The sequence below is a fragment of the Shinella zoogloeoides genome, assembly GCF_022682305.1.
Lineage (GTDB): Bacteria > Pseudomonadota > Alphaproteobacteria > Rhizobiales > Rhizobiaceae > Shinella > Shinella zoogloeoides_B.
In genome coordinates, this window is sequence record NZ_CP093528.1 from 790349 (window position 1) to 809386 (window position 19038).

The 19038-nt window shown below is 63.1% G+C and carries 23 protein-coding genes, 2 tRNA genes and 1 riboswitch; of the genes, 12 read left to right on the forward strand and 13 right to left on the reverse strand.

What is annotated here, in order from left to right:
• Positions 1–16 precede the first annotated feature (16 nt).
• The 3 genes from MOE34_RS03935 (at position 17) to MOE34_RS03945 (ending at position 626) form a co-directional block, all read left to right on the forward strand.
• Positions 17–358: a hypothetical protein gene (locus MOE34_RS03935; protein ID WP_242221214.1), complete on the forward strand. Its 342-nt coding sequence runs from the start codon at positions 17–19 to the stop codon at positions 356–358.
• A complete protein-coding gene (locus tag MOE34_RS03940; protein WP_242221217.1) occupies positions 355–543 on the forward strand; it encodes a hypothetical protein in 189 nt (62 codons plus the stop codon). The genes MOE34_RS03935 and MOE34_RS03940 overlap by 4 nt, the downstream gene beginning before the upstream one ends.
• 6 nt (positions 544–549) lie before the next feature.
• Positions 550–626, forward strand: a tRNA-Arg gene (locus MOE34_RS03945).
• 91 nt (positions 627–717) lie between these two features.
• On the opposite strand, the gene MOE34_RS03950 is transcribed toward MOE34_RS03945, so the two are convergent.
• Entirely contained in the window at positions 718–1353 is a 636-nt protein-coding gene (locus MOE34_RS03950; protein ID WP_242221219.1) for a hypothetical protein, read from the reverse strand.
• Positions 1354–1538: 185 nt separating this feature from the next.
• On the opposite strand from MOE34_RS03950, the gene MOE34_RS03955 reads away from it, so the two are divergent.
• The 4 genes from MOE34_RS03955 to MOE34_RS03970 all read left to right on the forward strand — a co-directional run bounded on the left by MOE34_RS03955 (position 1539) and on the right by MOE34_RS03970 (position 3999).
• The gene (locus MOE34_RS03955; protein ID WP_431522411.1) at positions 1539–1859 is read left to right on the forward strand and encodes a hypothetical protein; all 321 of its coding nucleotides are present in this window, start codon (positions 1539–1541) and stop codon (positions 1857–1859) included.
• A 59-nt stretch (positions 1860–1918) separates the two neighbouring features.
• A complete protein-coding gene (locus MOE34_RS03960; RefSeq protein WP_242221220.1) occupies positions 1919–2485 on the forward strand; it encodes a hypothetical protein in 567 nt (188 codons plus the stop codon).
• A 10-nt stretch (positions 2486–2495) separates the two neighbouring features.
• The gene (locus tag MOE34_RS03965) at positions 2496–2690 is read left to right on the forward strand and encodes a hypothetical protein (RefSeq protein ID WP_242221223.1); all 195 of its coding nucleotides are present in this window, start codon (positions 2496–2498) and stop codon (positions 2688–2690) included.
• A gap of 199 nt (positions 2691–2889) precedes the next feature.
• The gene (locus MOE34_RS03970) at positions 2890–3999 is read left to right on the forward strand and encodes an integrase (protein ID WP_242221226.1); all 1110 of its coding nucleotides are present in this window, start codon (positions 2890–2892) and stop codon (positions 3997–3999) included.
• Positions 4000–4084: 85 nt separating this feature from the next.
• On the opposite strand, the gene MOE34_RS03975 is transcribed toward MOE34_RS03970, so the two are convergent.
• A tRNA-Pro gene (locus MOE34_RS03975) sits at positions 4085–4161 on the reverse strand.
• Positions 4162–4322: 161 nt separating this feature from the next.
• Here MOE34_RS03975 and MOE34_RS03980 point away from each other — a divergent pair.
• A complete protein-coding gene (locus tag MOE34_RS03980; RefSeq protein WP_242223744.1) occupies positions 4323–4823 on the forward strand; it encodes an MgtC/SapB family protein in 501 nt (166 codons plus the stop codon).
• 226 nt (positions 4824–5049) lie between these two features.
• On the opposite strand, the gene cysN is transcribed toward MOE34_RS03980, so the two are convergent.
• The 10 genes from cysN to betI form a co-directional block, all read right to left on the reverse strand.
• Positions 5050–6537 (reverse strand): sulfate adenylyltransferase subunit CysN, encoded by a 1488-nt coding sequence (gene cysN, locus MOE34_RS03985; RefSeq protein WP_242221228.1) that lies wholly within the window; start codon positions 6535–6537, stop codon positions 5050–5052.
• Position 6538: 1 nt separating this feature from the next.
• Positions 6539–7492, reverse strand: coding sequence for a sulfate adenylyltransferase subunit CysD (cysD, locus tag MOE34_RS03990; protein ID WP_242221230.1), 954 nt, complete (start codon positions 7490–7492; stop codon positions 6539–6541).
• Between the two features lie 46 nt (positions 7493–7538).
• Positions 7539–8291, reverse strand: a complete 753-nt coding sequence (locus MOE34_RS03995) for a phosphoadenylyl-sulfate reductase (protein ID WP_242221232.1) — start codon at positions 8289–8291, stop codon at positions 7539–7541.
• Positions 8292–8492: 201 nt separating this feature from the next.
• Positions 8493–8852, reverse strand: a complete 360-nt coding sequence (locus MOE34_RS04000) for a transcriptional regulator (protein ID WP_242221234.1) — start codon at positions 8850–8852, stop codon at positions 8493–8495.
• Positions 8827–9129 carry a toxin-antitoxin system TumE family protein gene (locus MOE34_RS04005; RefSeq protein WP_242221236.1) on the reverse strand — a complete coding sequence of 101 codons (303 nt, stop codon included), beginning with the start codon at positions 9127–9129 and terminating at the stop codon, positions 8827–8829. Before MOE34_RS04005 ends, MOE34_RS04000 begins: the two co-directional genes overlap by 26 nt.
• A gap of 121 nt (positions 9130–9250) precedes the next feature.
• Complete coding sequence (gene betA, locus MOE34_RS04010) at positions 9251–10903, reverse strand: choline dehydrogenase (RefSeq protein WP_242221238.1); 1653 nt, start codon at positions 10901–10903, stop codon at positions 9251–9253.
• A 2-nt stretch (positions 10904–10905) separates the two neighbouring features.
• Positions 10906–11361 carry a hypothetical protein gene (locus MOE34_RS04015; protein ID WP_242221241.1) on the reverse strand — a complete coding sequence of 152 codons (456 nt, stop codon included), beginning with the start codon at positions 11359–11361 and terminating at the stop codon, positions 10906–10908.
• A gap of 18 nt (positions 11362–11379) precedes the next feature.
• Positions 11380–12843, reverse strand: coding sequence for a betaine-aldehyde dehydrogenase (betB, locus tag MOE34_RS04020; protein ID WP_242221243.1), 1464 nt, complete (start codon positions 12841–12843; stop codon positions 11380–11382).
• A 1-nt stretch (position 12844) separates the two neighbouring features.
• Positions 12845–14374, reverse strand: coding sequence for a choline-sulfatase (betC, locus tag MOE34_RS04025; RefSeq protein ID WP_242221245.1), 1530 nt, complete (start codon positions 14372–14374; stop codon positions 12845–12847).
• 41 nt (positions 14375–14415) lie between these two features.
• Positions 14416–15051: a transcriptional regulator BetI gene (gene betI, locus MOE34_RS04030; protein ID WP_242221246.1), complete on the reverse strand. Its 636-nt coding sequence runs from the start codon at positions 15049–15051 to the stop codon at positions 14416–14418.
• A gap of 151 nt (positions 15052–15202) precedes the next feature.
• On the opposite strand from betI, the gene MOE34_RS04035 reads away from it, so the two are divergent.
• From MOE34_RS04035 to MOE34_RS04050, 4 genes are all read left to right on the forward strand, one after another.
• A complete protein-coding gene (locus tag MOE34_RS04035) occupies positions 15203–15751 on the forward strand; it encodes an HdeD family acid-resistance protein (RefSeq protein WP_242221248.1) in 549 nt (182 codons plus the stop codon).
• A gap of 63 nt (positions 15752–15814) precedes the next feature.
• A riboswitch (Fluoride riboswitch) is annotated at positions 15815–15878 on the forward strand.
• A gap of 99 nt (positions 15879–15977) precedes the next feature.
• Positions 15978–16367 (forward strand): fluoride efflux transporter CrcB, encoded by a 390-nt coding sequence (gene crcB, locus MOE34_RS04040; RefSeq protein WP_242221250.1) that lies wholly within the window; start codon positions 15978–15980, stop codon positions 16365–16367.
• A complete protein-coding gene (locus MOE34_RS04045; RefSeq protein ID WP_242221252.1) occupies positions 16364–16801 on the forward strand; it encodes an EamA family transporter in 438 nt (145 codons plus the stop codon). The genes crcB and MOE34_RS04045 overlap by 4 nt, the downstream gene beginning before the upstream one ends.
• 192 nt (positions 16802–16993) lie before the next feature.
• Positions 16994–17995 carry an NAD(P)H-quinone oxidoreductase gene (locus MOE34_RS04050; RefSeq protein WP_242221254.1) on the forward strand — a complete coding sequence of 334 codons (1002 nt, stop codon included), beginning with the start codon at positions 16994–16996 and terminating at the stop codon, positions 17993–17995.
• Between the two features lie 46 nt (positions 17996–18041).
• On the opposite strand, the gene MOE34_RS04055 is transcribed toward MOE34_RS04050, so the two are convergent.
• Positions 18042–19016 carry a sensor domain-containing diguanylate cyclase gene (locus MOE34_RS04055; protein ID WP_242221255.1) on the reverse strand — a complete coding sequence of 325 codons (975 nt, stop codon included), beginning with the start codon at positions 19014–19016 and terminating at the stop codon, positions 18042–18044.
• Positions 19017–19038 lie beyond the last annotated feature (22 nt).

A 19038-nucleotide genomic window follows, 5' to 3' on the forward strand; every position in this document is an offset into this window, starting at 1 on the left:
AACGGAGCGACCCAACATGACGCAGAACGTACCTAACAGTCCGTTAAAGAACGGAAACAACCGTAAGACCATCGCCCGCTATCTGGCGCACGTTCGCGGCCCGAATCCGGCGCGCTTCCGCGTCGGCGACTGCGTGACATTCGTCAAGATGGACGGGCAGAACTGGCCGCTTCTGATCCTCGATATCCGCGGCAACGATGTCGGCGCGATGTGTTACGACGGCAACCCGCATTTTGTCCGCTTGAAGCTGTCTGACCTCGAGGCGCTGCGCGTCATCAAGATCGAGGAATTCGGGTGTGAGGGGGTCGATATGTACCGCCGTCTGGTCGGTCTGGACATTGAGGGGGAAGCGGCATGAACTGGCGCCACCTGTACCCCGAAGGCTCTACCGTCTTCATCGGCCGCGAGCGCTATATCGCCACCTATAATGAACACGGGCTTGGCTTGGACCTCTACTGCCTGAAGACGGGCGATCGCGCCATGACCATTGCGCCGGACTTCGTGCCGCAGGTGGTTACCGGCATCAAATATCCGGCTGTCTGACCTCCCGGCCCGTTAGCTCAACAGGAAAGAGCAGCAGCCTTCTAAGCTGCAGGTTCGTGGTTCGAATCCACGGCGGGCCACCACCCTTTACCAGGGCCTGAGCGCGATCTACCCCGCACCCACACTCGCGGCGCGCTCGGCGACTTTTTCAGACATGTCAGAAGAATATTGAGTCTAGGTGCGGAGAAGATTTGCTATCTCAATCAATGTAATATGCGTAAACACCGCTTGAAAAGTGTAGTCGATCTTCTCGGCATTCGGATCTCCATAGTAGTGTGCCTCTGCATCGAGTTTTTCAGGCCTTTTTATTCGGCTCTCATCAGAAACGAGCATAATATTCGAGGATGCTGAAACGATCGGGCCAGAAAGATAGATCCTCATCTCCGGCTTTCCCAAGCCAGCTTGCACGATCGTAAACGGATTATGCTCGTCGGCCCAATCCCCTTTCGAAAAGGAGATCAACGCGGCTTCTATAACGTCGATGATGCTGTGGTCATCCGGCAAAATATTGAGTTCTATGCAAGGTAGGAACCCTAATGCCCACCTCTTTCTGTGGCCGCGCCAGTCCGTCACGCGGCACGATTGATACTGATGGACGCATTCGACGCTTTTTTTGACCGACGTGGTGACTGCTGCTGCCACTAAAAGATGCGCCGCATCTCGCGCGGTCATCGATCCTGCACCGCGGCCGGCCTTCTCCTTGCTCATCAGACCATGATCGCGAAGCTCGCGGGCCTGCTGGCGAACAGTTGCTACTTCGAGCCTGAAACGCCGCGCAATCAATTCCGCTAGTTCGCCCGGTTTCGCCAAGTCCCTGTCTCCGCCGCTGGTTGTGCCCCCCGACCCTATAGCGACATCATGGAACAGAGTCAATTTATCGGCAGTCTAGGTATCGATATTTTTAGTTTCGATATCTTGACTATCGATTAAATCGAGACTAACAGTGTCGATACGCATTCAAACCAACGACGGGCGCGTCACCACCGAAGAGGAGAATGATCATGAAGTATTTTACGGTTGAGATCGCAGGTAAGGCCGTTGCCGCGTTCCGGACGGAAGACCGGGAGGACGCCGAGCAGATTCTTGAAGCGGCATACTTCCGGGAAGACCTGACGGTGCTGACCGACCAGGAAGGAAATCCGCTCTGGGACGGTCAGCAGGAGCTTTGCCTGCGTAAGGCATCGAAAGGGGAGGCTGCCCGCGTCGAGAAGGTGTGGGAGCAGGACGAAGACCGCATGAAGACCATGGACGACGAGTATATCGCCTTCCTTTTTCCGGTGAACGACCCGACCGACTTGGAACTCGAAGACGCCTGAGCCCGCGTGAATCCAGCGCCGTCGGTCATCCGTCGGCCATTCATTGTGAAGGAGAAACCATGACTGAATTATCGAAGATTGAAATCGCAACCGCTCTCGTCCTGGGCCTCACGGTCATGGACAATCCCCCGAACCGCAAATGGGATGAACAGCGATCGGAAGAGGATCGCGATGCAGCCCGCCGGCTGTCAGCACATATCCTGGCGACAGTCCCGGACATGGCCGAACTGGCCACGATCTGCGTTGGCATCTGGATCCAGCAGACGCCGCAGGTGATGAAGGAAAACCGCGACTTCTACCACGGTCCGGATATCTTCCGCGAGAACGAGCACTATCAGTATCCGGATGACAGCGGCTGGACCGAAGGGAACGACGTGGACACCCCGACATGGGCGGAGCGCGCCGGTCAGAAGGAGCTTCAGGAGGTCTTCAACGATAAGGCCGTCCTCGAACTGCACCGGCTCCACGAGCGCCACAAGCGCCAGAAGGCGGAAGCCGCGCAAGAGAAGCGGCGCGCCAAGGCCGAAGAGAAGCGCGCGGCCGAGCAGCGAGATATCCGCCAGCGGCAGGTGGTCGCACAGATGATGCGTTCGGCCACAGCGCCGTCGTCTGGCCTGATGCACTGAGGAGGCGGCAATGGACGACGATTCAATCACCGCGCTCGGAATGATCGGCGCTTGGTCTCAGCATACCGAGGCATGGCTGCTGGACAGGATAGTTTTGGCGAATGGCGGTGACATCGTCATGTCATCCGCGGAAGCCTCCACTATGGTGGAGGCCCTGAACAGACTCCAAGAGGGCTTGGTTCTCGTAATTAACGAGAACGCCTAATGCGCCCCGCCGCCGCCAATGACAACATCCAGCCAGACGCCCCTGTTAGGCTGGCTGACATCCTCCCTGTCGCGTTTCCGCACGGCGGAATGACCGTAAGCGGCCTCCGAAAGGAGGCCGCGCGCGGTCGGCTCTTGCTCATGCGGATCGCAGGGAAGGACTTCACGACGATGCGATCGATAGAGGAGATGAAGGAGCAATGTCGCGTGCCCGCAAACCAGCCAGATTGTGGCTCCGCCCGGCCGACAAGGACCGAGAAGCGGTCTGGCTCATCCTCGACGGAGGGAAGCAGTTCCGCACAGGCTGCAGTCAGCATGATCGTGCAGGAGCTGAGAAAGCGCTAGCGGAACATATCGGCAGGCAGTTCCTGGCCGAGGCTCCGAAGCGGAATCGGTCAGCATCCGAAGTGACGATCGCCGAGGTGCTAGCGCACTATCTCTCGCTGAAGAAGGACACGGCGACCCGGCCGAAGGAACTTGCGGCGCGTGCCGAGAACCTTATGGCGTTCTGGGGTGACAAAACCCTCGACGACATTACGAGCGGCACCTGTGCCGAGTACGTGCGCCGCCGCGGAAATCAGAATGGTTCGCGGCGCGAACTGGAAGATCTGCGCGCCGCGTGTCGCCAGGCTATCGCCGATAATGTCACGCGCCAATCTGTAACCGTTACCCTGCCGCCAAAGGCCAAAGGGAGGGTCAAGCATCTAGACCGACCGACCCTCGCCAAGCTTATCTGGGCCGCCTACCGCAAACGTGGTAGATTCCGCGGTGCCCCAAACAAGCGGAAGCCTACAGTCCACATCGCGCGGTTTGCTTTGGCTGCGGTGTACACCGGCAGTCGCTCATCGCGGATATGGCAGGCGTCGTTTGTGAAGGAGCCGTGGCGCCCGTACATCGATCTGGAGGCTGGCGTATTCTATCGCGCGTGGGAGGGTGAGATGGTGGCCTCGAATAAGCGTGCGCCGCCGATCCGCCTTCCTGCTCGTCTGCTCGCCCATATGAGGCGGTGGCATGCTAAGGGCGCCAAGTATGTCGTCGAGTACAACGGCAAGCCTGCGGACCCCAAGCGAGCTTTCCGCAACTTGGTCGACGAGGTGTTGGGTGAGGGCGCCGACGGCGTCGTCCGACACACATTGCGGCACACCGCGGCCACATGGCTCATGCAGGCAGCCACCGACAAGTGGGAGGCATCCGGCTATCTGGGGATGACCTTGGAGACGCTAGAGAAAACATACGGCCATCACCACCCGGATCATCAGGCGGGTGTCGGTCAAGCATTTACAACAGGGAGGGCAGGGCGAATGAAGTAGCCATTCATTGCCGTATTCATTGCCGTGATTCTTGGGCGTTGTTTCGGGAAAGGTCTGAACCGCCTCATTCTTCAGGGGTTCTAGCTGGTCGGAGTGGAGTGATTCGAACACTCGACCCCCACGTCCCGAACGTGGTGCGCTACCAGACTGCGCTACACTCCGTGACCAGCGGCGCTTCCTATAGAACAGGCTTTTCGTTTCGACAAGCGCAAAATATCAAAAAAATTCGCCGACTTGGGGAAAAGGCTGGTGTGCCGGGGAAAAAATCTTTTCTGTCGTGGACAGGGCGGGAACCGCCCGCGCGTTTGGCCGTTTCCACCGCCATGGAACAGATCCTTGCAGACCTCTTTCCGAGGACCGAAGTGCCCTATCCGGTCATCCTCGCCCGCATGGTGGGCGCCATCCTGTTCGGCGCGGTCATCGGGGCCGAGCGGGAATATCGCGATCATGCGGCGGGGCTACGCACCCATATCCTCGTCGCGCTTGCGGCGTCGGTCTTCGCGTTGCTGGCGCTTGAAAGCGTGCATATGGCCAGCTTTTCCGACGAGCAGGTGCGTATCGATCCGCTGCGCGTCATCGAGGCCGTCACGTCGGGCGTTGCGTTCCTGGCGGCGGGCATGATCGTCTTCTCGCGCGGCGAGGTGAGGGGGCTGACGACCGGGGCGGGCATGTGGCTTGCCGGCGCGGTCGGCCTTTCGGTCGGCCTCGGCTACTGGTTCGTCGGCTTCTTCGCGACGCTCGCCTGTTTCATCGTGCTCTTCATGCTCGGCAAGGTCGAGCAACGCTATGGCGCGGAAAAGTCGAAACGGGTGGGAGAGGAGTAGAAAGCGGTGGGTCAACGATCCGGATACGCCGATGGAACAAGAAAGCGGTACAGGCGTTTCCTGATCGACACAATGACGGAAAGGAAAATTCGATGGCTCGGGCTTTTATCCTTTGGCTGATGGGCGTTCCGCTCGTCCTCGTTCTGCTGATCTGGTATTTCTTCTTCTAGCCAGAAAGACAAAAAAGGGGCCGAAAGGCCCCTTTTCGTGTCATGAGGATAGCGGCTTACTCGTCGAGATCGGCAAGAATCTCCGCTGCCCGTCCTGCGTTCGTGTGGCGCACGTCCACATCCTGCCGGCGATTCGCGAAAAGCTCGGTCGCCATGATCTTCTCCGCAAGGTCGGCGGGCAGCGAGAGCAGCACGCGCTGGTCGTCCTTGTGGATGCCGCCGAGTTCCGAGCGGCGGCCCGTGATCATGCCGCCGGCCACCGTGTTGTTGGTGTCGGGGTCGATCAGGATGAAAGCGCCGGTCGTGCGGTTCTGCTCGTAGGTGTCGAAGATCGCCTGTTCGTCGAAGGTGAGATGCACCTTGCCGATGGCGTTCATGCCGAGCTTGTCCGCCGCGTTCCATTTGGAGGACTTCAGGTCGAGCTGGCTCACCGGCTCGACGGTGACGCGCTGGCGGCGCGAGCCGCTCTTCAGCCAGTAGCGCTTGCCGGGCTCGATGCCATCGGGCTGCAGGGCGACGAGCTGTGCGTCGAAGCCGCGGCCGGTCATCGGCTGGCTGTCGATGGCGACGATCATGTCGCCGCGCGAAACGTCCACCTGGCGGTCCAGCACGAGCGTGATGGCATCGCCCGCCACGGCCGCGTTGCGCACGAGGTCGAAAGTGACGATCTTGGTGACGTTCGCGACCATGCCCGAGGGCAGGACGACGACCGAATCACCCGGCTTCACCGAGCCGCCGGCCACCGTGCCCTGATAGCCGCGGAAACTTTCGCCCGGGCGCGAGACGCGCTGTACCGGCAGGCGGAAGCCGACGGTCTGGTTGGAGCGGGTGGTGGCCTTTTCCAAGGTCTCGACCAGCGTCGGCCCGTCATACCAGGGCATGGAGGCGCGGCCGTCATAGACGACGTTCTCGCCCTTCAGCGCCGAGATCGGGATGGCGGTGATCTGCTTGACGCCGAGCGTGAGCGCGAATTCCTTGAAGTCGTGCACGATCTCGATGAAGCGGGCGCGGTCGTAGTTCGTCAGGTCTATCTTGTTGACCGCGAGAACGAACTGGCGGATGCCCATCAGCGAGGCGATGGTCGCGTGGCGGCGCGTCTGCTCCAGGATGCCGGCGCGGGCATCGACCAGCAGCACGGCAAGGTCCGCCGTGGAGGCGCCGGTCGCCATGTTTCGGGTATACTGCTCATGGCCGGGCGTGTCGGCGACGATGAAGGAGCGGCGGTCCGTCGAGAAGTAGCGATAGGCGACGTCGATGGTGATGCCCTGTTCACGCTCGGCCTGCAGGCCGTCGAGCAGCAGCGCGAAATCGGGCAGGCCGAGATCGTTCTGCTTGCCGCTGTCGCGGTGGAGCGTGGCGGCCTGGTCTTCCTTGACGGCCTTGGTATCCCAGAGCAGGCGGCCGATCAGCGTCGACTTGCCGTCGTCGACCGAGCCGCAGGTGATGAGGCGAAGCGGGCGGGAATCGCGGATCGCGCGGGCCTGACCAAGGGCGGGTTCTTCGAGCGGAAGAACCTCGGCGGTTGCAGTGGCGGAAACGGTCATCTCAGAAATACCCTTCGCGTTTCTTCTTTTCCATGGAGCCGGACTGGTCGCGGTCGATCGCGCGGCCCTGGCGTTCGGAGACGGTGGCGGTCTCCAGCTCGGCGATGATGTCGTCGAGCGTTTCGGCATTGGAGCGGATGGCGCCGGTCAGCGGGAAGCAGCCGAGCGTGCGGAAACGGATGACGCCCTCCTGCTTCACCTCGCCGGGAAGCAGTTCCAGGCGCGGATCCTCGGCCATGATCACCATGCCGTCGCGCTCCACATAGGGGCGCTTCTTCGCGAAATAGAGCGGCACGATCGGGATATCCTCCGCCTGGATGTAGCGCCAGATATCGACCTCGGTCCAGTTGGAGAGCGGGAAGGCGCGCACGCTCTCGCCCTGGCGGATCATGCCGTTATAGACGTTCCACAGTTCCGGGCGCTGGTTGCGCGGGTCCCAGCGATGATCCGGCGTGCGGAAGGAATAGATGCGCTCCTTGGCGCGCGAGGCCTCCTCGTCGCGCCGCGCGCCGCCGAAGGCCGCGTCATACTTGCCGGCGTCGAGCGCCTGGCGCAGCGATTCCGTCTTCATGATGTCGGTGTAGAGCGCCGAGCCGTGCGAGAACGGCGTGACATTCTCCGCCGCGCCGCGCGGGTTGACGTGCTCGATCAGGTCGAGATCGTATTCCTTGACGATATTGTCGCGGAATTCGATCATCTCGGCGAATTTCCAGCCCGTGTTGACATGCAGCAGCGGGAAGGGGACGCGGCCCGGATAGAAGGCTTTTCGCGCGAGATGCAGCAGGACGGACGAGTCTTTGCCGATCGAATAGAGCATGACGGGACGCTCGAATTCGGCGGCGACTTCGCGGAAGATGTGGATCGCCTCGTTTTCCAGCGCCTTCAGATGCGGATCGAGCGGTGGCTTCGGCGTGGCGTTCGGCTTGGCTTCCGCCTCGTTACGGATATCGGACATTAAACTCTTCACTCCGGATAGGGATGCCTTGGGAGGGCTGTTCGGGTCAGGCCGCGCTGGGGGCCGGGATGGTGGAGGCGGCAGCCTCGGCGACGTGCAGGCCGCATTCGCGCTTCTCGTCGTTCTCCCACCACCAGCGGCCGGCGCGCTCGGGCTCGCCCGGCTTGATGGCGCGCGTACACGGCTCGCAGCCGATGGAGGGGTAGCCGCGACCGTGCATCGGGTTCACCGGCACGGCATTGTCGGCCACATAGGCCTTGATGCGCTCGATGTCCCAGTCGGCCAACGGGTTGATCTTGACGAGGTTGCGGTCCGCGTCGAATTCGGCAAAGGGCGTATCCGCCCGGTTGCCGGACTGGCCGCGGCGAAGGCCGGTGATCCAGAAGGATGCCCCTTCGAGCGCGCGCGCAAGCGGCTTCAGCTTGCGCACGCTGCAACAGGCATGCCGCGCCTCGACGCTCTCATAGAAGCCGTTGAGGCCGTACTGCGCCGCATAGGCGTCGATATCGTCCTGCACGGGCACGTAGCGGGCGATGGTGATGCCGTACTGTCCCTCGGTCTCGTCGATGAGATCGACGGTCTCCTTGAAGAGCCGGCCCGTCTCCAGCGTCACGACGTCGATGGCAAGCCGGTCGGTGCCGATGGCGGCGGTGATCACCTGGTCCTCGATGCCGAGGCTGGTGGTGAAGACGGCACGCCCGCCAAGTTCGGCCACGAGCGCCAGGCGCCCGGCAAGGTCGAGACCGGCGAGTTTGTCGTTCAGGGCTTCCGCGATCCCGTTTCCGGTAAGAGCAGTCATTCCGTTTCCAAGCCTTTGCGAGAATTTGCCGGATTATCGCAGGCTTGGGGGAGGGCAGACAGCAAAACGGATTTCCAAAGCGTGAGGACGAAGAGCAAATATCTCTCCATCTCAGCCCCAAGGCAGAAATCCTGCCGCCGGGGAAAGCTTTGATATTATTCTATAAATTTAGTAGATAATAGAGTGGTTGTAGATAGGCGCTCAGGCGGCAGCCTCCATGTCGAACTCGAAGTGGATCCGGTCGTAGGGGAAGGAGAAGCCGTTTTCGGTCTTGTCGATCACGCCGCTCTTCGCCAGCATGTCGAGATCCCCGTGGACGTTCTTGATGTCACGGTTCACCAGCTTCGCCACTTCGCGCACGGTGAGCGAACCCCGGCCAGCCATCGCCATGACGATCTCCGTCCGCTTGGGCGCCAGCGTCCGGTGCATCGCCTCCCAGGAGTCGAACGACAGGACGGATCGAGCCTCGACGGCCTCGCCAGCCTCTGCCCGCTTCGCGGCATCGACCGCGGAGGCGATCACGTCCTTCATGCTTTCAATCTTCACGGTCAGCGTTTCCATCGATCCATCCTTTCATGTCCGCATCAAAGTCCAGCAGCAGTTTCTCGATAGACTGAAAGGCATACGGCTGCTCCTCGGCGCCGATATGCTTGTGGTCCCCTTTGCCGGCTTCGTTGTCGTAGCGCATCACGCAGATGCCATCGGCCACGAAAGCCAGACGATACTTGAAGGGGTGACGGCTGCCGCGCAGTGGCTCGGGCACCCGCCATATCACGAGGTCGGCGAACATGGCCTCGCCGATATGTCGCCGGGTCTTGAGGATCAGCCTCGCCTGCATGTTGGTGTTTATACCATCAAGCGCTCTTGTTGGCAATTACACCAACGGATAGCAGAGGAACGTCGAGGTGAGGCAGCACCGGGATCACCGAAGTAATCCCGATGTCTTTATGGCAATGGGACTACCGATCGCTCACCGCCGCCCGCGGGTTCACCCATGGCTCCTGGTTGGAGCGCGCCAGCGGTTGTTTGCCGAGAATGTGGTCGGCCGCTTTCTCCCCCGTCATGATCGACGGCGCGTTGAGGTTGCCGTAGGTCACGTGCGGGAAGATGGAGCTATCCGCCACGCGCAGCCCGTCGACGCCGATCACGCGGGTCTGCGGGTCGACCACGGCCATCGGATCGTCCGCGGCGCCCATGCGGCAGGTGCCGCAGGGGTGGTAGGCGCTTTCCAGATGCTCGCGCAGGAAGGCGTCGATTTCCTCGTCCGTCTGCACCTTGTCGCCAGGCTGGATTTCCGGGCCGCGGAACTCGTCGAAGGCCTTCTGGCCAAAAATCTCGCGGGTGAGGCGCACGCAATGGCGGAACTTGATCCAGTCCTCCTCGTGGCTCATGTAGTTGAAGCGGATCACCGGATCGGCCATCGGATCGGCCGACCGCAGGGTCACGTTGCCGCGCGATTTCGACAGGTTAAAGCCGACATGCGCCTGGAAGCCGTGGCTCTTGGCCGCCGCCTTGCCGTCATAGGAAATGGCGACGGGCAGGAAATGGTACTGGATATCCGGCTGCTTCAGCCCCGGCGCCGAGCGCAGGAACGCGCAGGCCTCGAACTGGTTGGAGGCCCCGAGGCCGCCCTTGGAGAGCAGCCACTGCGCGCCCGCCACGCCCTGCCAGAACCACGGCAGCCAGGAATAGAGCGAGACCGGCTTGGTGGAAACCTGCTGGAAATAGAACTCCATATGGTCCTGCAGGTTCGCGCCGACGCCCGGCCGGTCGACCTTCACCTCGATGCCCATGTCCTTCAGATGCTGCGCCGGGCCGATGCCCGAAAGCATCAGGAGCTTCGGCGAGTTGAAGGACGAGGCCGAGACGACGACTTCCCTGTTTGCCTTCACTACTTCGATCCTGCCGTTGCGCTCGATTTCGACGCCGACGGCTCGGCCATTCTCGATGACGATTTTCCGGGCGAAGCAGCGCACGAGGGAAACGTTCTGCCGCTTCATCGCCGGGCGCAGATAGGCGTTCGCCGCCGACCAGCGCCGGCCGTTGTAGATCGTCTGCTCCATCAGGCCGAAGCCTTCCTGCTTGGAGCCGTTGTAGTCTTCCGTCGTCTCGAATCCGGCGTCCCGGCCGGCCTGGATGAAGGCGTGGAAGAGCGGGTTCGTCACAGGCCCGCGCCGGACATGCAGCGGCCCGTTGGTGCCGCGCCAGCCCGCCTCGCCGCCGAGCGAGGTCTCCAGCCGCTTGTAATAGGGCAGCACGTCCGCATAGGCCCAGCCCTGCGCGCCGAGCTCTTCCCAGCGGTTGAAGTCTTCCGCATGGCCGCGCACATAGACGAGACCATTGATCGAGGACGAGCCGCCGAGCACCTTTCCGCGCGGCGCGGTGATCCTGCGGTTGTTGAGATGCGGTTCCGGCTCGGAGAGATAGCCCCAGTTATAGCGCTTCATGCTCATCGGCCAGGCAAGCGCGGCCGGCATCTGGATGAACGGCCCGATATCCGAGCCGCCATATTCCAGCACCATGACCGTATGCTTGCCGTCCTCCGAAAGCCGGTAGGCGAGCGCCGAGCCGGCCGAGCCGGAGCCGACGATGATGTAGTCTGCGTTCTGCATGATCAGATCAGCCTCGATAGAATTGCTTGCCAATCTTCAGCTTCGATTGAAGATGCTTGGAATGCGAAGTTTCCTTGCACCGTCAGATAATTGGCATAGTTGGTGAGACCGCGCCCGCTAACGCCGGGGAGGTCTAGGATATCGGAACCGGATATCGTTTTTCTTGGTGTTCCGAGCGCTTTGAACTTGAATGGAAGCATCCAGCGCTCCGCCCAGATTTCTTCTTCAAAGCTCCCAGATTCGGGTACGGAGCAAGTCACAAATGGCAGCGTGAAGGCTTTCCACGGTTCGCAGTAAAGTAAACCAAAGGATCCGACAGGCATTTTTTGCGCCTTAGTGGTTTTGCCTTTATTTGTTGTCTCGGACCCAATCGCCACAGCCCAGGTACTGGCACCAAAGCCAGCCCAGATGTTCGTTATCGATTTTGAAGAGAACACATAGACGTTGACCTTTGACATTTGCCACTTCCTGCTCTTTCAGTAAGGCGCCTCGACCTTGCCCATGGACACATAGACCGTCTTCAGCTCGCTGTAGTGCTCCAGCGCGGCGAGAGAGTTCTCCCGCCCGAAGCCCGACTGCTTGGAGCCGCCGAAGGGGATTTCCACGGGGGCGAGGTTGTAGGTGTTGATCCAGAGCGTGCCGGCTTCGAGCTGGTCGACGACACGGTGAGCGCGGGTGATGTCGGTGGTGAAGACGCCGCCGGAAAGGCCGAATTCGGTGGCGTTGCCGCGTTCGATGACCTCTTCCTCGTTGTCGAAGTCGAGCACGCACATGACGGGGCCGAAGATCTCTTCCCGCGCGATGGTCATGCCATCGGTGACATCGGCGAAGACGGTCGGCTGGATGTAGTAGCCTTCACCCGAAACGGCGTTGGGAATGCCCCCACCGGTGAGCAGCGTCGCGCCCTCGGCCTTGCCCTTCTCGATATAGTCGAGAACCTTGTCGCGCTGTGCCTTCGAGACCATCGGCCCAAGCTGCGTCGCCTCGTCCATCGGATCGCCGATCAGGATTTTCTCCGTGCGTTCCTTGAGGCGGGCGAGGAACTTCTGTTTGATGCCCTTCTGCACGAAGACGCGCGTGCCGTTCGAGCAGACCTGCCCCGTCGAATAGAAGTTGCCGAGCATCGCCCCGCCGATGGCGCTTTCGAGGTCGGCATCGTCGAAGACGATGAGCGGCGACTTGCCGCCGAGTTCCATCGTCACATGCTTGAGGTCGGAAGCGGCGGCACCCGCCACCTTCTTGCCCGTCGGCACGGAACCGGTCAGCGAGACCTTGGCGACGTCAGGATGATTGACGAGCAGCGGCCCCGTCGAGCGATCCCCCTGGATGACGTTGTAGAGGCCCTTCGGCAGGCCGGCCTCGACGAGGATTTCCGCGATCTTCAGCGCGCCGAGCGGCGTGTTCTCCGAGGGCTTGAAGACCATGGCATTGCCGCAGACGAGTGCCGGCGCGCCCTTCCAGCAAGCGATCTGCTGCGGATAGTTCCACGCGCCGATGCCGACGCAAACGCCGAGCGGCACACGCTTGGTGAAGGCGAAGTCCTGCCCGAGCGGGATATAGTCGCCATTGAGACCCGCCGCGGCGATACCGCCGAAGAACTCGAAGGCGTCTGCCCCGGAGGTCGGGTCGGCGATGATGGTCTCCTGGATCGGCTTGCCGGTATCGAGCGTTTCCAGCTCGGAAAGCTCGCGGTTGCGCTCGCGCATGATCTCGGCGGCGCGCTTGAGGATGCGGCCACGCGCGGTGGGGCTCATGTCCGCCCATTCCTTCTGCGCGCGCCTGGCGGAGGCGATGGCCTTTTCCACGATGGCCGGCGTTGCCGCGTGCAGGCGCGCGATCACCTCGCCGGTGGCGGGATAGACGCTCTCGAAGGGCGTGCCGGCAACGTCTTCCACATACTCGCCGTCGATGAAATGCGAGGCTTTCGGTTGGGCTTTCATATCATTCTCCCCGCGGATAGCGTTTGGATTCCTCGAGATTGTCGAGGTTCATGTGGTTGCGCATGTAGCGTTCGGATGCCTTCTGCAGCGGCTGGTGGTCCCAAGGGTAATAGGCGCCGTTCCTCAGTGCCTCATAGACCACCCAGCGCCGCGCCTGGCTCTCGCGCACGGCGGAATCGAAGGCCGCCATGTCCCAGCGCGCCTCGCGCATCTGGCGGAAGGCGTCCAGCGTCGCCCGGATCACCGGATTGTCGGAGGTCGCAAGATTGGTCAGCTCGTGCGGATCGGCTTCGAGGTCGTAAAGCTGTTCCGGGTCGAGTTCGCAGTGGATGTATTTCCACTTGCCCTCGCGGATGCCGACGAGCGGCGCATAGGAAGCCTCCGCCGCATATTCCATCAGCACTGGCGTCGTGCGCTCCGCGCCGTTGATGACGGGAAGCAGGCTTTCCCCGTCCGTCCAGGGCATCACGGCGTCCATGGAAATGCCGGCGAGGTCGCACAGCGTCGGCGTCACGTCGAGATTGGAGGTGGGGGCAAGGTGCAGGCCGGGCGTCACGCCGGGACCGGCGATCATGAGCGGCACGCGGGCCGACCCCTCGAAGAAGTTCATCTTGAACCACAGGCCGCGCTCGCCGAGCATGTCGCCGTGGTCCGAGCAAAACAGGATCAGCGTCTCGTCCAGCATGCGTGTGCGCGTCAGTGTGTCGATGAGTTCACCGACCTTCTCGTCGAGATAGGAGATGTTGGCGAAATAGGCCTGCCGCGAGCGGCGCACGTCCTCACCGCTGATGGCGAACTTGGCATAGTCGCACGAATGCAGGATGCGGGCGGAATGCGGGTCCGGTTCCTCCAGCATGTCCACCACGGGCATCAGGTGCGCGCAGTCCTCGTAGAGGTCCCAGAACTTCCGCCGGGCCACATAGGGGTCGTGCGGGTGGGTGAAGGAGACGGTGAGGCACCAGGGACGGCGGTATTCGTCGTCGTTCTCGCGGGAGAGCTGGTAGAGCTTCTGGTTCGCGAGGAAGGCGACCTCGTCGTCATATTCCATCTGGTTGGTGATCTCGGCGACGCCCGCGCCCGTCACCGAACCCATATTGTGATACCACCAGTCGATGCGCTCGCCCGGCTTGCGGTAGTCCGGCGTCCAGCCGAAATCGGCCGGGTAGATGTCCGTCGTCAGCCGCTCCTCGAAGCCGTGAAGCTGGTCCGGCCCGACGAAATGCATTTTCCCCGACAGCGCCGTGTAATAGCCGGCGCGGCGCAGGTGATGCGCGAAGGTGGGGATGGAGGAGATATATTCCGCCGCATTGTCGTAGACCTGCGTGCGGCTCGGCAGCTGGCCGGCCATGAAGGAGGCGCGGGCAGGGGCGCAGAGCGGCGAGGACGTGTAGTTGTTGCGGAACCGCGCCGAGCGCGCGGCGAGCGCCTTCATGTGCGGCGCATGCAGCCACTCCGCCGGCCCGTCCGGGAAGAAGGTCCCGTTGAGCTGGTCGACCATGACGATCAGGATGTTCGGCTTGCTGGCGGTCACGGGCTGATCCTTGAAATGAATGAAACACGCATGCGAAAAATCTACGCCTCCCGTGTGACGGGCAATCGTCGGGGCGCGGCGGCGGAAGCGGCGCCTGCGACAGCGGCAAGCTGTGCATTGAGATAGCCTTCCGTCAGCGCGATGGACGATTCGATGCTGACCGGTGCGGATTTCAGCCCCTGCCGAAGATACAGCCCGTCGATCATCGCCGCCGCCCCGTCGGCGATCTCGCCGGCCCGCCCATCCGGGCAAAGCTGCTTCAGGCTGGCAAGCAGGTTGGAATTCAGCCGCCGCGCATAAACGACGAGCAGCCGCCGGACCGCTTCCGAACGCTGGGCTTCCGAATAGAAGGCGAGCCACGCGGCAACCGTCTCCGGCGCGAACTGGTGTGCCTGGAAATTGACGCGGATGACCGCCGAAAGCCGCTCGCGGGGCGTTGCCGCGGCCTTAAGAGCCGCCACCGCATCCGCGCGCAGGGTGCGCAGCAGGCTGCGGATCGTTTCGATGACGAGCTGTTCCTTGGAGCCGAAATAGTGATGCGCGAGGGCAGGGGAAACGCCGGCATGGCGGGCGATCTCCGACATGGTCACGGTCAGCGAGCCATGGTCGCCGACCGCCCGTAGCGTCGCGTCCACCAGCGCCTTGCGGCGCACCGGCTCCATTCCAACCTTCGGCATGGCGTTCCCCTGATTTTGGTCAAGGATATTTTTAATTGAGTGATCAATCAATAAAAATCTGGCGTTCGCGAAGCGGTGCAATCGGCTGTCGCCTGGCCGTGCCATTCTGTGCTAGGCTGGCTTTGTTTTCATTCATTTTTCGAGGTGCATCATGGTCCTGTCTCCCGGAATGAACCCTCTCTCGGAAGTGCGTGCGAAATGGGGCTGGTTCGTCGCCCTCGGCGTCGTCCTGCTCGTCTTCGGCGGCATTGCCGCCGTCAATCTCTTCATCGCGACGGTTGCCTCGGTCTATTATGTCGGCGTGCTGATGATCGTCGGCGGAGCCGTGCATCTCGCCCATGCCTTCCAGGTCAAGGCCTGGCGGGAGACGATCTCCTGGGCGCTGAGCGCGCTTCTCTACCTTGCCGCCGGCGTGCTGGCCTTCGTCAATCCGGTGCTCACCTCGGCCGTGCTGACCCTTCTGATGGCGGCGGCGCTCCTCGTTGCCGGCGTCTTCCGCATCTTCGCGGCCTGGCGCGTGCGGCCGGAAAGCGGCTGGGGCTGGCTGATGGCGGGCGGCGTCGTCACCACGCTTGCCGGTGTCGTCTTCATCCTCGGCTGGCCGGTCAACAGCCTCTGGCTGCTCGGCCTCTTCCTCGCCTTCGACCTTGCCATGCAGGGCTGGGCGCTCATCGCCTTCGGTCTTGCGCTGCGCAAGTAGCATTCCCGTCCCGCGGATGGCGGAGCGGTTTGACAGCCGCCCCGCCAGCGCCTAGAAATTCCGGTGTGGGATGGGGATGGAGCTCCCCGACAACTGCCGTTCACCGGCTGATAGCTCCTGCCAGACCGGCCAGCGATGGCCGTCGACGGCGGGAGCGTTTCTGGCGACCGCCCGAGGGCGGTTTTTTGTTGTCCGCAAACCGAACGCAGACTTTGAGGCAACGGACATGAACTATCTGATCGTCTTTCTCGGCGCGGGCATCGGCGGTGCCGGGCGGCATGGGGTGAACGTGCTGGCAGCGCGGCTCGTCGGTACGGCCTTTCCCGCCGGCACGCTCGTCATCAATGTGCTGGGCTGCCTGCTGATGGGGCTGATCGCCGGCTTCTTCGCCTTTCGCGGACACCTGCCGCAGGAAGCCCGGCTGTTCCTGGCGACGGGCGTGCTCGGCGGCTTCACCACCTTCTCCGCCTTCTCGCTCGATGCGGCGCTTTTGTGGGAGCGCGGCGAGGCGGGGCTGGCCGCGCTCTATGTCGGGGCCTCCGTCATCCTGTCGCTCGCCGCCGTCGCGGCGGGGCTTGGGTTGATGCGGGCGATGCTTGCGGGAGGAGCGGCATGAGGGGCCTTCTGACGTCCTGGCAGGTCTGGGCGCTCGGCTCGGCCGTCTTCGCCGCGCTCACCGCCATCTTCGCCAAGATCGGCATAACCGAGGTCAATTCCGATTTCGCGACCTTCATCCGCACGGTTGTCATCCTCCTCGCCATCGCCCTCATGCTGACGCTGGCCGGCAACTGGCAGGCGCCCGGCACGGTGCCGCTGAGAAGCTGGGTGTTCCTCGTGCTTTCGGGCCTGGCGACGGGCGCGTCGTGGCTGTGCTATTTCCGCGCGCTGCAGATCGGCAAGGCCGCGCAGGTCGCGCCGGTCGACAAGCTGAGCGTCGTGCTCGTCGCCGTCTTCGCCGTGCTGTTCCTCGGCGAGCAGCTTTCCACCGCCCATTGGGTCGCCGTCGTCATGATCGGCGGGGGCGCCCTGCTGCTGGCGCTGCCGATCTAGAGCATTTCCAGCCGAAGCGGGATCGCTTCGGCGTCGGATAATGCGGTAAAAACAAAACGCTGGAGTATTTCCGGCGAGCCGGAATTCACCGGAAATGCTCTAGCGAAACGTCAGCTTTCGCCCGGAAGCGATTCAAAAGACTCGGGCTTTGGGCTAGATTTCACATTCAGCTTCAAGCGGGAAGGAAAAGCCATGCCGGTTCCATCGACCATGTTCCATATCGGGCTGAGCGCGCCGGGCGGGCCGGAAAACCTGACGGTCGTGAAGGGTGATGTCCCCACGGTCCGGCCGGGCGAAATCCTCGTGCGTGTCGAGGCGGCGGGCATCAACCGGCCGGACGTCCTCCAGCGCAAGGGCGAATATCCGCCGCCGCCGGACGCCAGCCCCATTCTCGGCCTTGAGATCGCCGGTAAGATCGTCGCGCTCGGCGAGGGCGTTACCGGCCATGCCGTCGGCGATCGGGTCTGTGCGCTCGCCAATGGCGGCGGCTATGCGCAATATTGCGCGGTGCCGGCCACGCAGGCGCTGCCCTTCCCCAAGGGCTACGATGCGGTGAAGGCGGCGGCGCTGCCCGAGACCTTCTTCACCGTCTGGGCGAACCTCTTCATGATGGCGGAGCTCAAGGCGGGCGAAAGCGTGCTCATCCACGGTGGCTCCAGCGGCATAGGCACGACCGCGATCCAGCTTGCCGCCGCCCTCGGCGCGCGCGTCTTCGCCACGGCCGGCTCGGCGGAAAAGTGCGAAGCCTGCCTCGGCCTTGGCGCAAACCGTGCGATCAACTATCGCAGCGAGGATTTCGCCGCCGTGATCGCCGGGGAGACGGGCCGGGCCGGCGTCGACGTCATTCTCGACATGATCGGCGCGGCCTATTTCGAGCGGAACCTGAAGTCGCTCGCCCGCGACGGCCGCCTGTCGATCATCGCCTTCCTCGGCGGCGCGGTGGCGGAACGGGTGAACCTTGCGCCCATCATGCTCAAGCGCCTGCGCGTCACCGGCTCGGCCATGCGTCCGCGCACGGCGGCGGAAAAGCAGGCGATCCGCGAGGAGTTGCTGGCGAAGGTCTGGCCGCTGCTGGAGGCGGGCCGCGTCGCCCCGGTCGTCCACGCCGTCATGCCCTATGCCGAGGCCGCCGCCGCCCATCGCATGATGGAAGAGGGCGACCATATCGGCAAGATCGTGCTGACATTCGATTGAGTGTGGGCAGCGATTGAGCGCTGCCGGCGATTGAGGCGGTGGCGGCTCAGCCCGCCTGTTCCGTCCGGTCGCGGCCGAGATGCTTGGCGCGGTAGAGTGCCCGGTCGGCCCGCTCGAAAAGGTCGTCGGCCGCGTTGCCGCAATATTCCGCGACGCCCGCCGAAAGCGTGTAGACGCAGCCGAGGTCCGCACGGTTCTCGTCCCGCGCGATGTGGTGGCGCAGCCGGTCGATGGCCTCGGTCGCCTCGCGCAGGCCCGCGCCCGGCATCAGCACCAGGAACTCCTCGCCGCCGATGCGCGCGAAGATATCCCCGCCGCGAAGCTGCTGCCGCCCGGATGCGGCGAAATGCCGGAGCACGTCGTCGCCCCTCGCATGGCCGTAGCGGTCGTTGATCGCCTTGAAGTGATCGAGATCGATCAGCGCCAGCGAGAGCTGGCCGCAGTTGCGGAAGGCGGCCTGCATTTCCGCGGCCAGCCGCTCCATGGCGGCGCGGCGGTTGACGAGGCCGGTCAGTGGGTCGGTGTCGGCGGCAAGCCGCGCCGCGTCGCGGGCGCGCAGCAGCACCTGCTCGTTGGATTTCAGCATGGTGATGTCGGTGAAGACATGCCACAGCCAGCCGCCCGGCAGCAGCGTCTCGTTGACGAGGAACCAGCGGTCGTCGCTGGTGTCGATCTCGAAGCTGCGCTGCGGCTTGCTGCGCCGCTTGCCGCGCGCCGCCGCAAGGAAATCCTCGACCGGCACCGCCATCTTCGGGCCGATGCCCTTCAGGTGGCAGTTGCGGATGATCTCTGCGAAGCTGGGCGCGCCGGGCTGTACGCCGAACAGCGCCTTGAACGCCGTCGAGCCGTAGGACAGCTCGTCGTCGGGCGAGAACAGCGCGAAGGCGGCGCCCGAGGCGTCGAGAGCGGAGAGGATGAGGTCGGTCGTCGCCCGGTCGCGGATCAGGGCAAGCGGCAGAATGGCGTCGGCGGCGGTCGCCCCGCTTTCCTTCGACCAGCCATGCCCTTCGCTGCGTGTCACCGTTCGGCCCTCCCGAGACAGA

Excerpts from the sequence above, each read along its gene's own strand:
- betA (WP_242221238.1), bottom strand. The coding sequence starts at position 10,903 with ATGCAGAACGCAGACTACATCATCGTCGGCTCCGGCTCGGCCGGCTCG.
- MOE34_RS03935 (WP_242221214.1), top strand. The coding sequence starts at position 17 with ATGACGCAGAACGTACCTAACAGTCCGTTAAAGAACGGAAACAACCGT.
- MOE34_RS04035 (WP_242221248.1), top strand. The coding sequence starts at position 15,203 with ATGGTCCTGTCTCCCGGAATGAACCCTCTCTCGGAAGTGCGTGCGAAA.
- crcB (WP_242221250.1), top strand. The coding sequence starts at position 15,978 with ATGAACTATCTGATCGTCTTTCTCGGCGCGGGCATCGGCGGTGCCGGG.
- MOE34_RS03960 (WP_242221220.1), top strand. The coding sequence starts at position 1,919 with ATGACTGAATTATCGAAGATTGAAATCGCAACCGCTCTCGTCCTGGGC.
- MOE34_RS03995 (WP_242221232.1), bottom strand. The coding sequence starts at position 8,291 with ATGACTGCTCTTACCGGAAACGGGATCGCGGAAGCCCTGAACGACAAA.
- MOE34_RS03980 (WP_242223744.1), top strand. The coding sequence starts at position 4,323 with ATGGAACAGATCCTTGCAGACCTCTTTCCGAGGACCGAAGTGCCCTAT.
- MOE34_RS04045 (WP_242221252.1), top strand. The coding sequence starts at position 16,364 with ATGAGGGGCCTTCTGACGTCCTGGCAGGTCTGGGCGCTCGGCTCGGCC.
- betB (WP_242221243.1), bottom strand. The coding sequence starts at position 12,843 with ATGAAAGCCCAACCGAAAGCCTCGCATTTCATCGACGGCGAGTATGTG.
- MOE34_RS04050 (WP_242221254.1), top strand. The coding sequence starts at position 16,994 with ATGCCGGTTCCATCGACCATGTTCCATATCGGGCTGAGCGCGCCGGGC.
- MOE34_RS04015 (WP_242221241.1), bottom strand. The coding sequence starts at position 11,361 with ATGTCAAAGGTCAACGTCTATGTGTTCTCTTCAAAATCGATAACGAAC.
- MOE34_RS04000 (WP_242221234.1), bottom strand. The coding sequence starts at position 8,852 with ATGGAAACGCTGACCGTGAAGATTGAAAGCATGAAGGACGTGATCGCC.
- MOE34_RS03965 (WP_242221223.1), top strand. The coding sequence starts at position 2,496 with ATGGACGACGATTCAATCACCGCGCTCGGAATGATCGGCGCTTGGTCT.
- MOE34_RS03970 (WP_242221226.1), top strand. The coding sequence starts at position 2,890 with ATGTCGCGTGCCCGCAAACCAGCCAGATTGTGGCTCCGCCCGGCCGAC.
- MOE34_RS03940 (WP_242221217.1), top strand. The coding sequence starts at position 355 with ATGAACTGGCGCCACCTGTACCCCGAAGGCTCTACCGTCTTCATCGGC.
- cysN (WP_242221228.1), bottom strand. The coding sequence starts at position 6,537 with ATGACCGTTTCCGCCACTGCAACCGCCGAGGTTCTTCCGCTCGAAGAA.
- cysD (WP_242221230.1), bottom strand. The coding sequence starts at position 7,492 with ATGTCCGATATCCGTAACGAGGCGGAAGCCAAGCCGAACGCCACGCCG.
- MOE34_RS03955 (WP_431522411.1), top strand. The coding sequence starts at position 1,539 with ATGATCATGAAGTATTTTACGGTTGAGATCGCAGGTAAGGCCGTTGCC.
- MOE34_RS04005 (WP_242221236.1), bottom strand. The coding sequence starts at position 9,129 with ATGCAGGCGAGGCTGATCCTCAAGACCCGGCGACATATCGGCGAGGCC.
- betI (WP_242221246.1), bottom strand. The coding sequence starts at position 15,051 with ATGCCGAAGGTTGGAATGGAGCCGGTGCGCCGCAAGGCGCTGGTGGAC.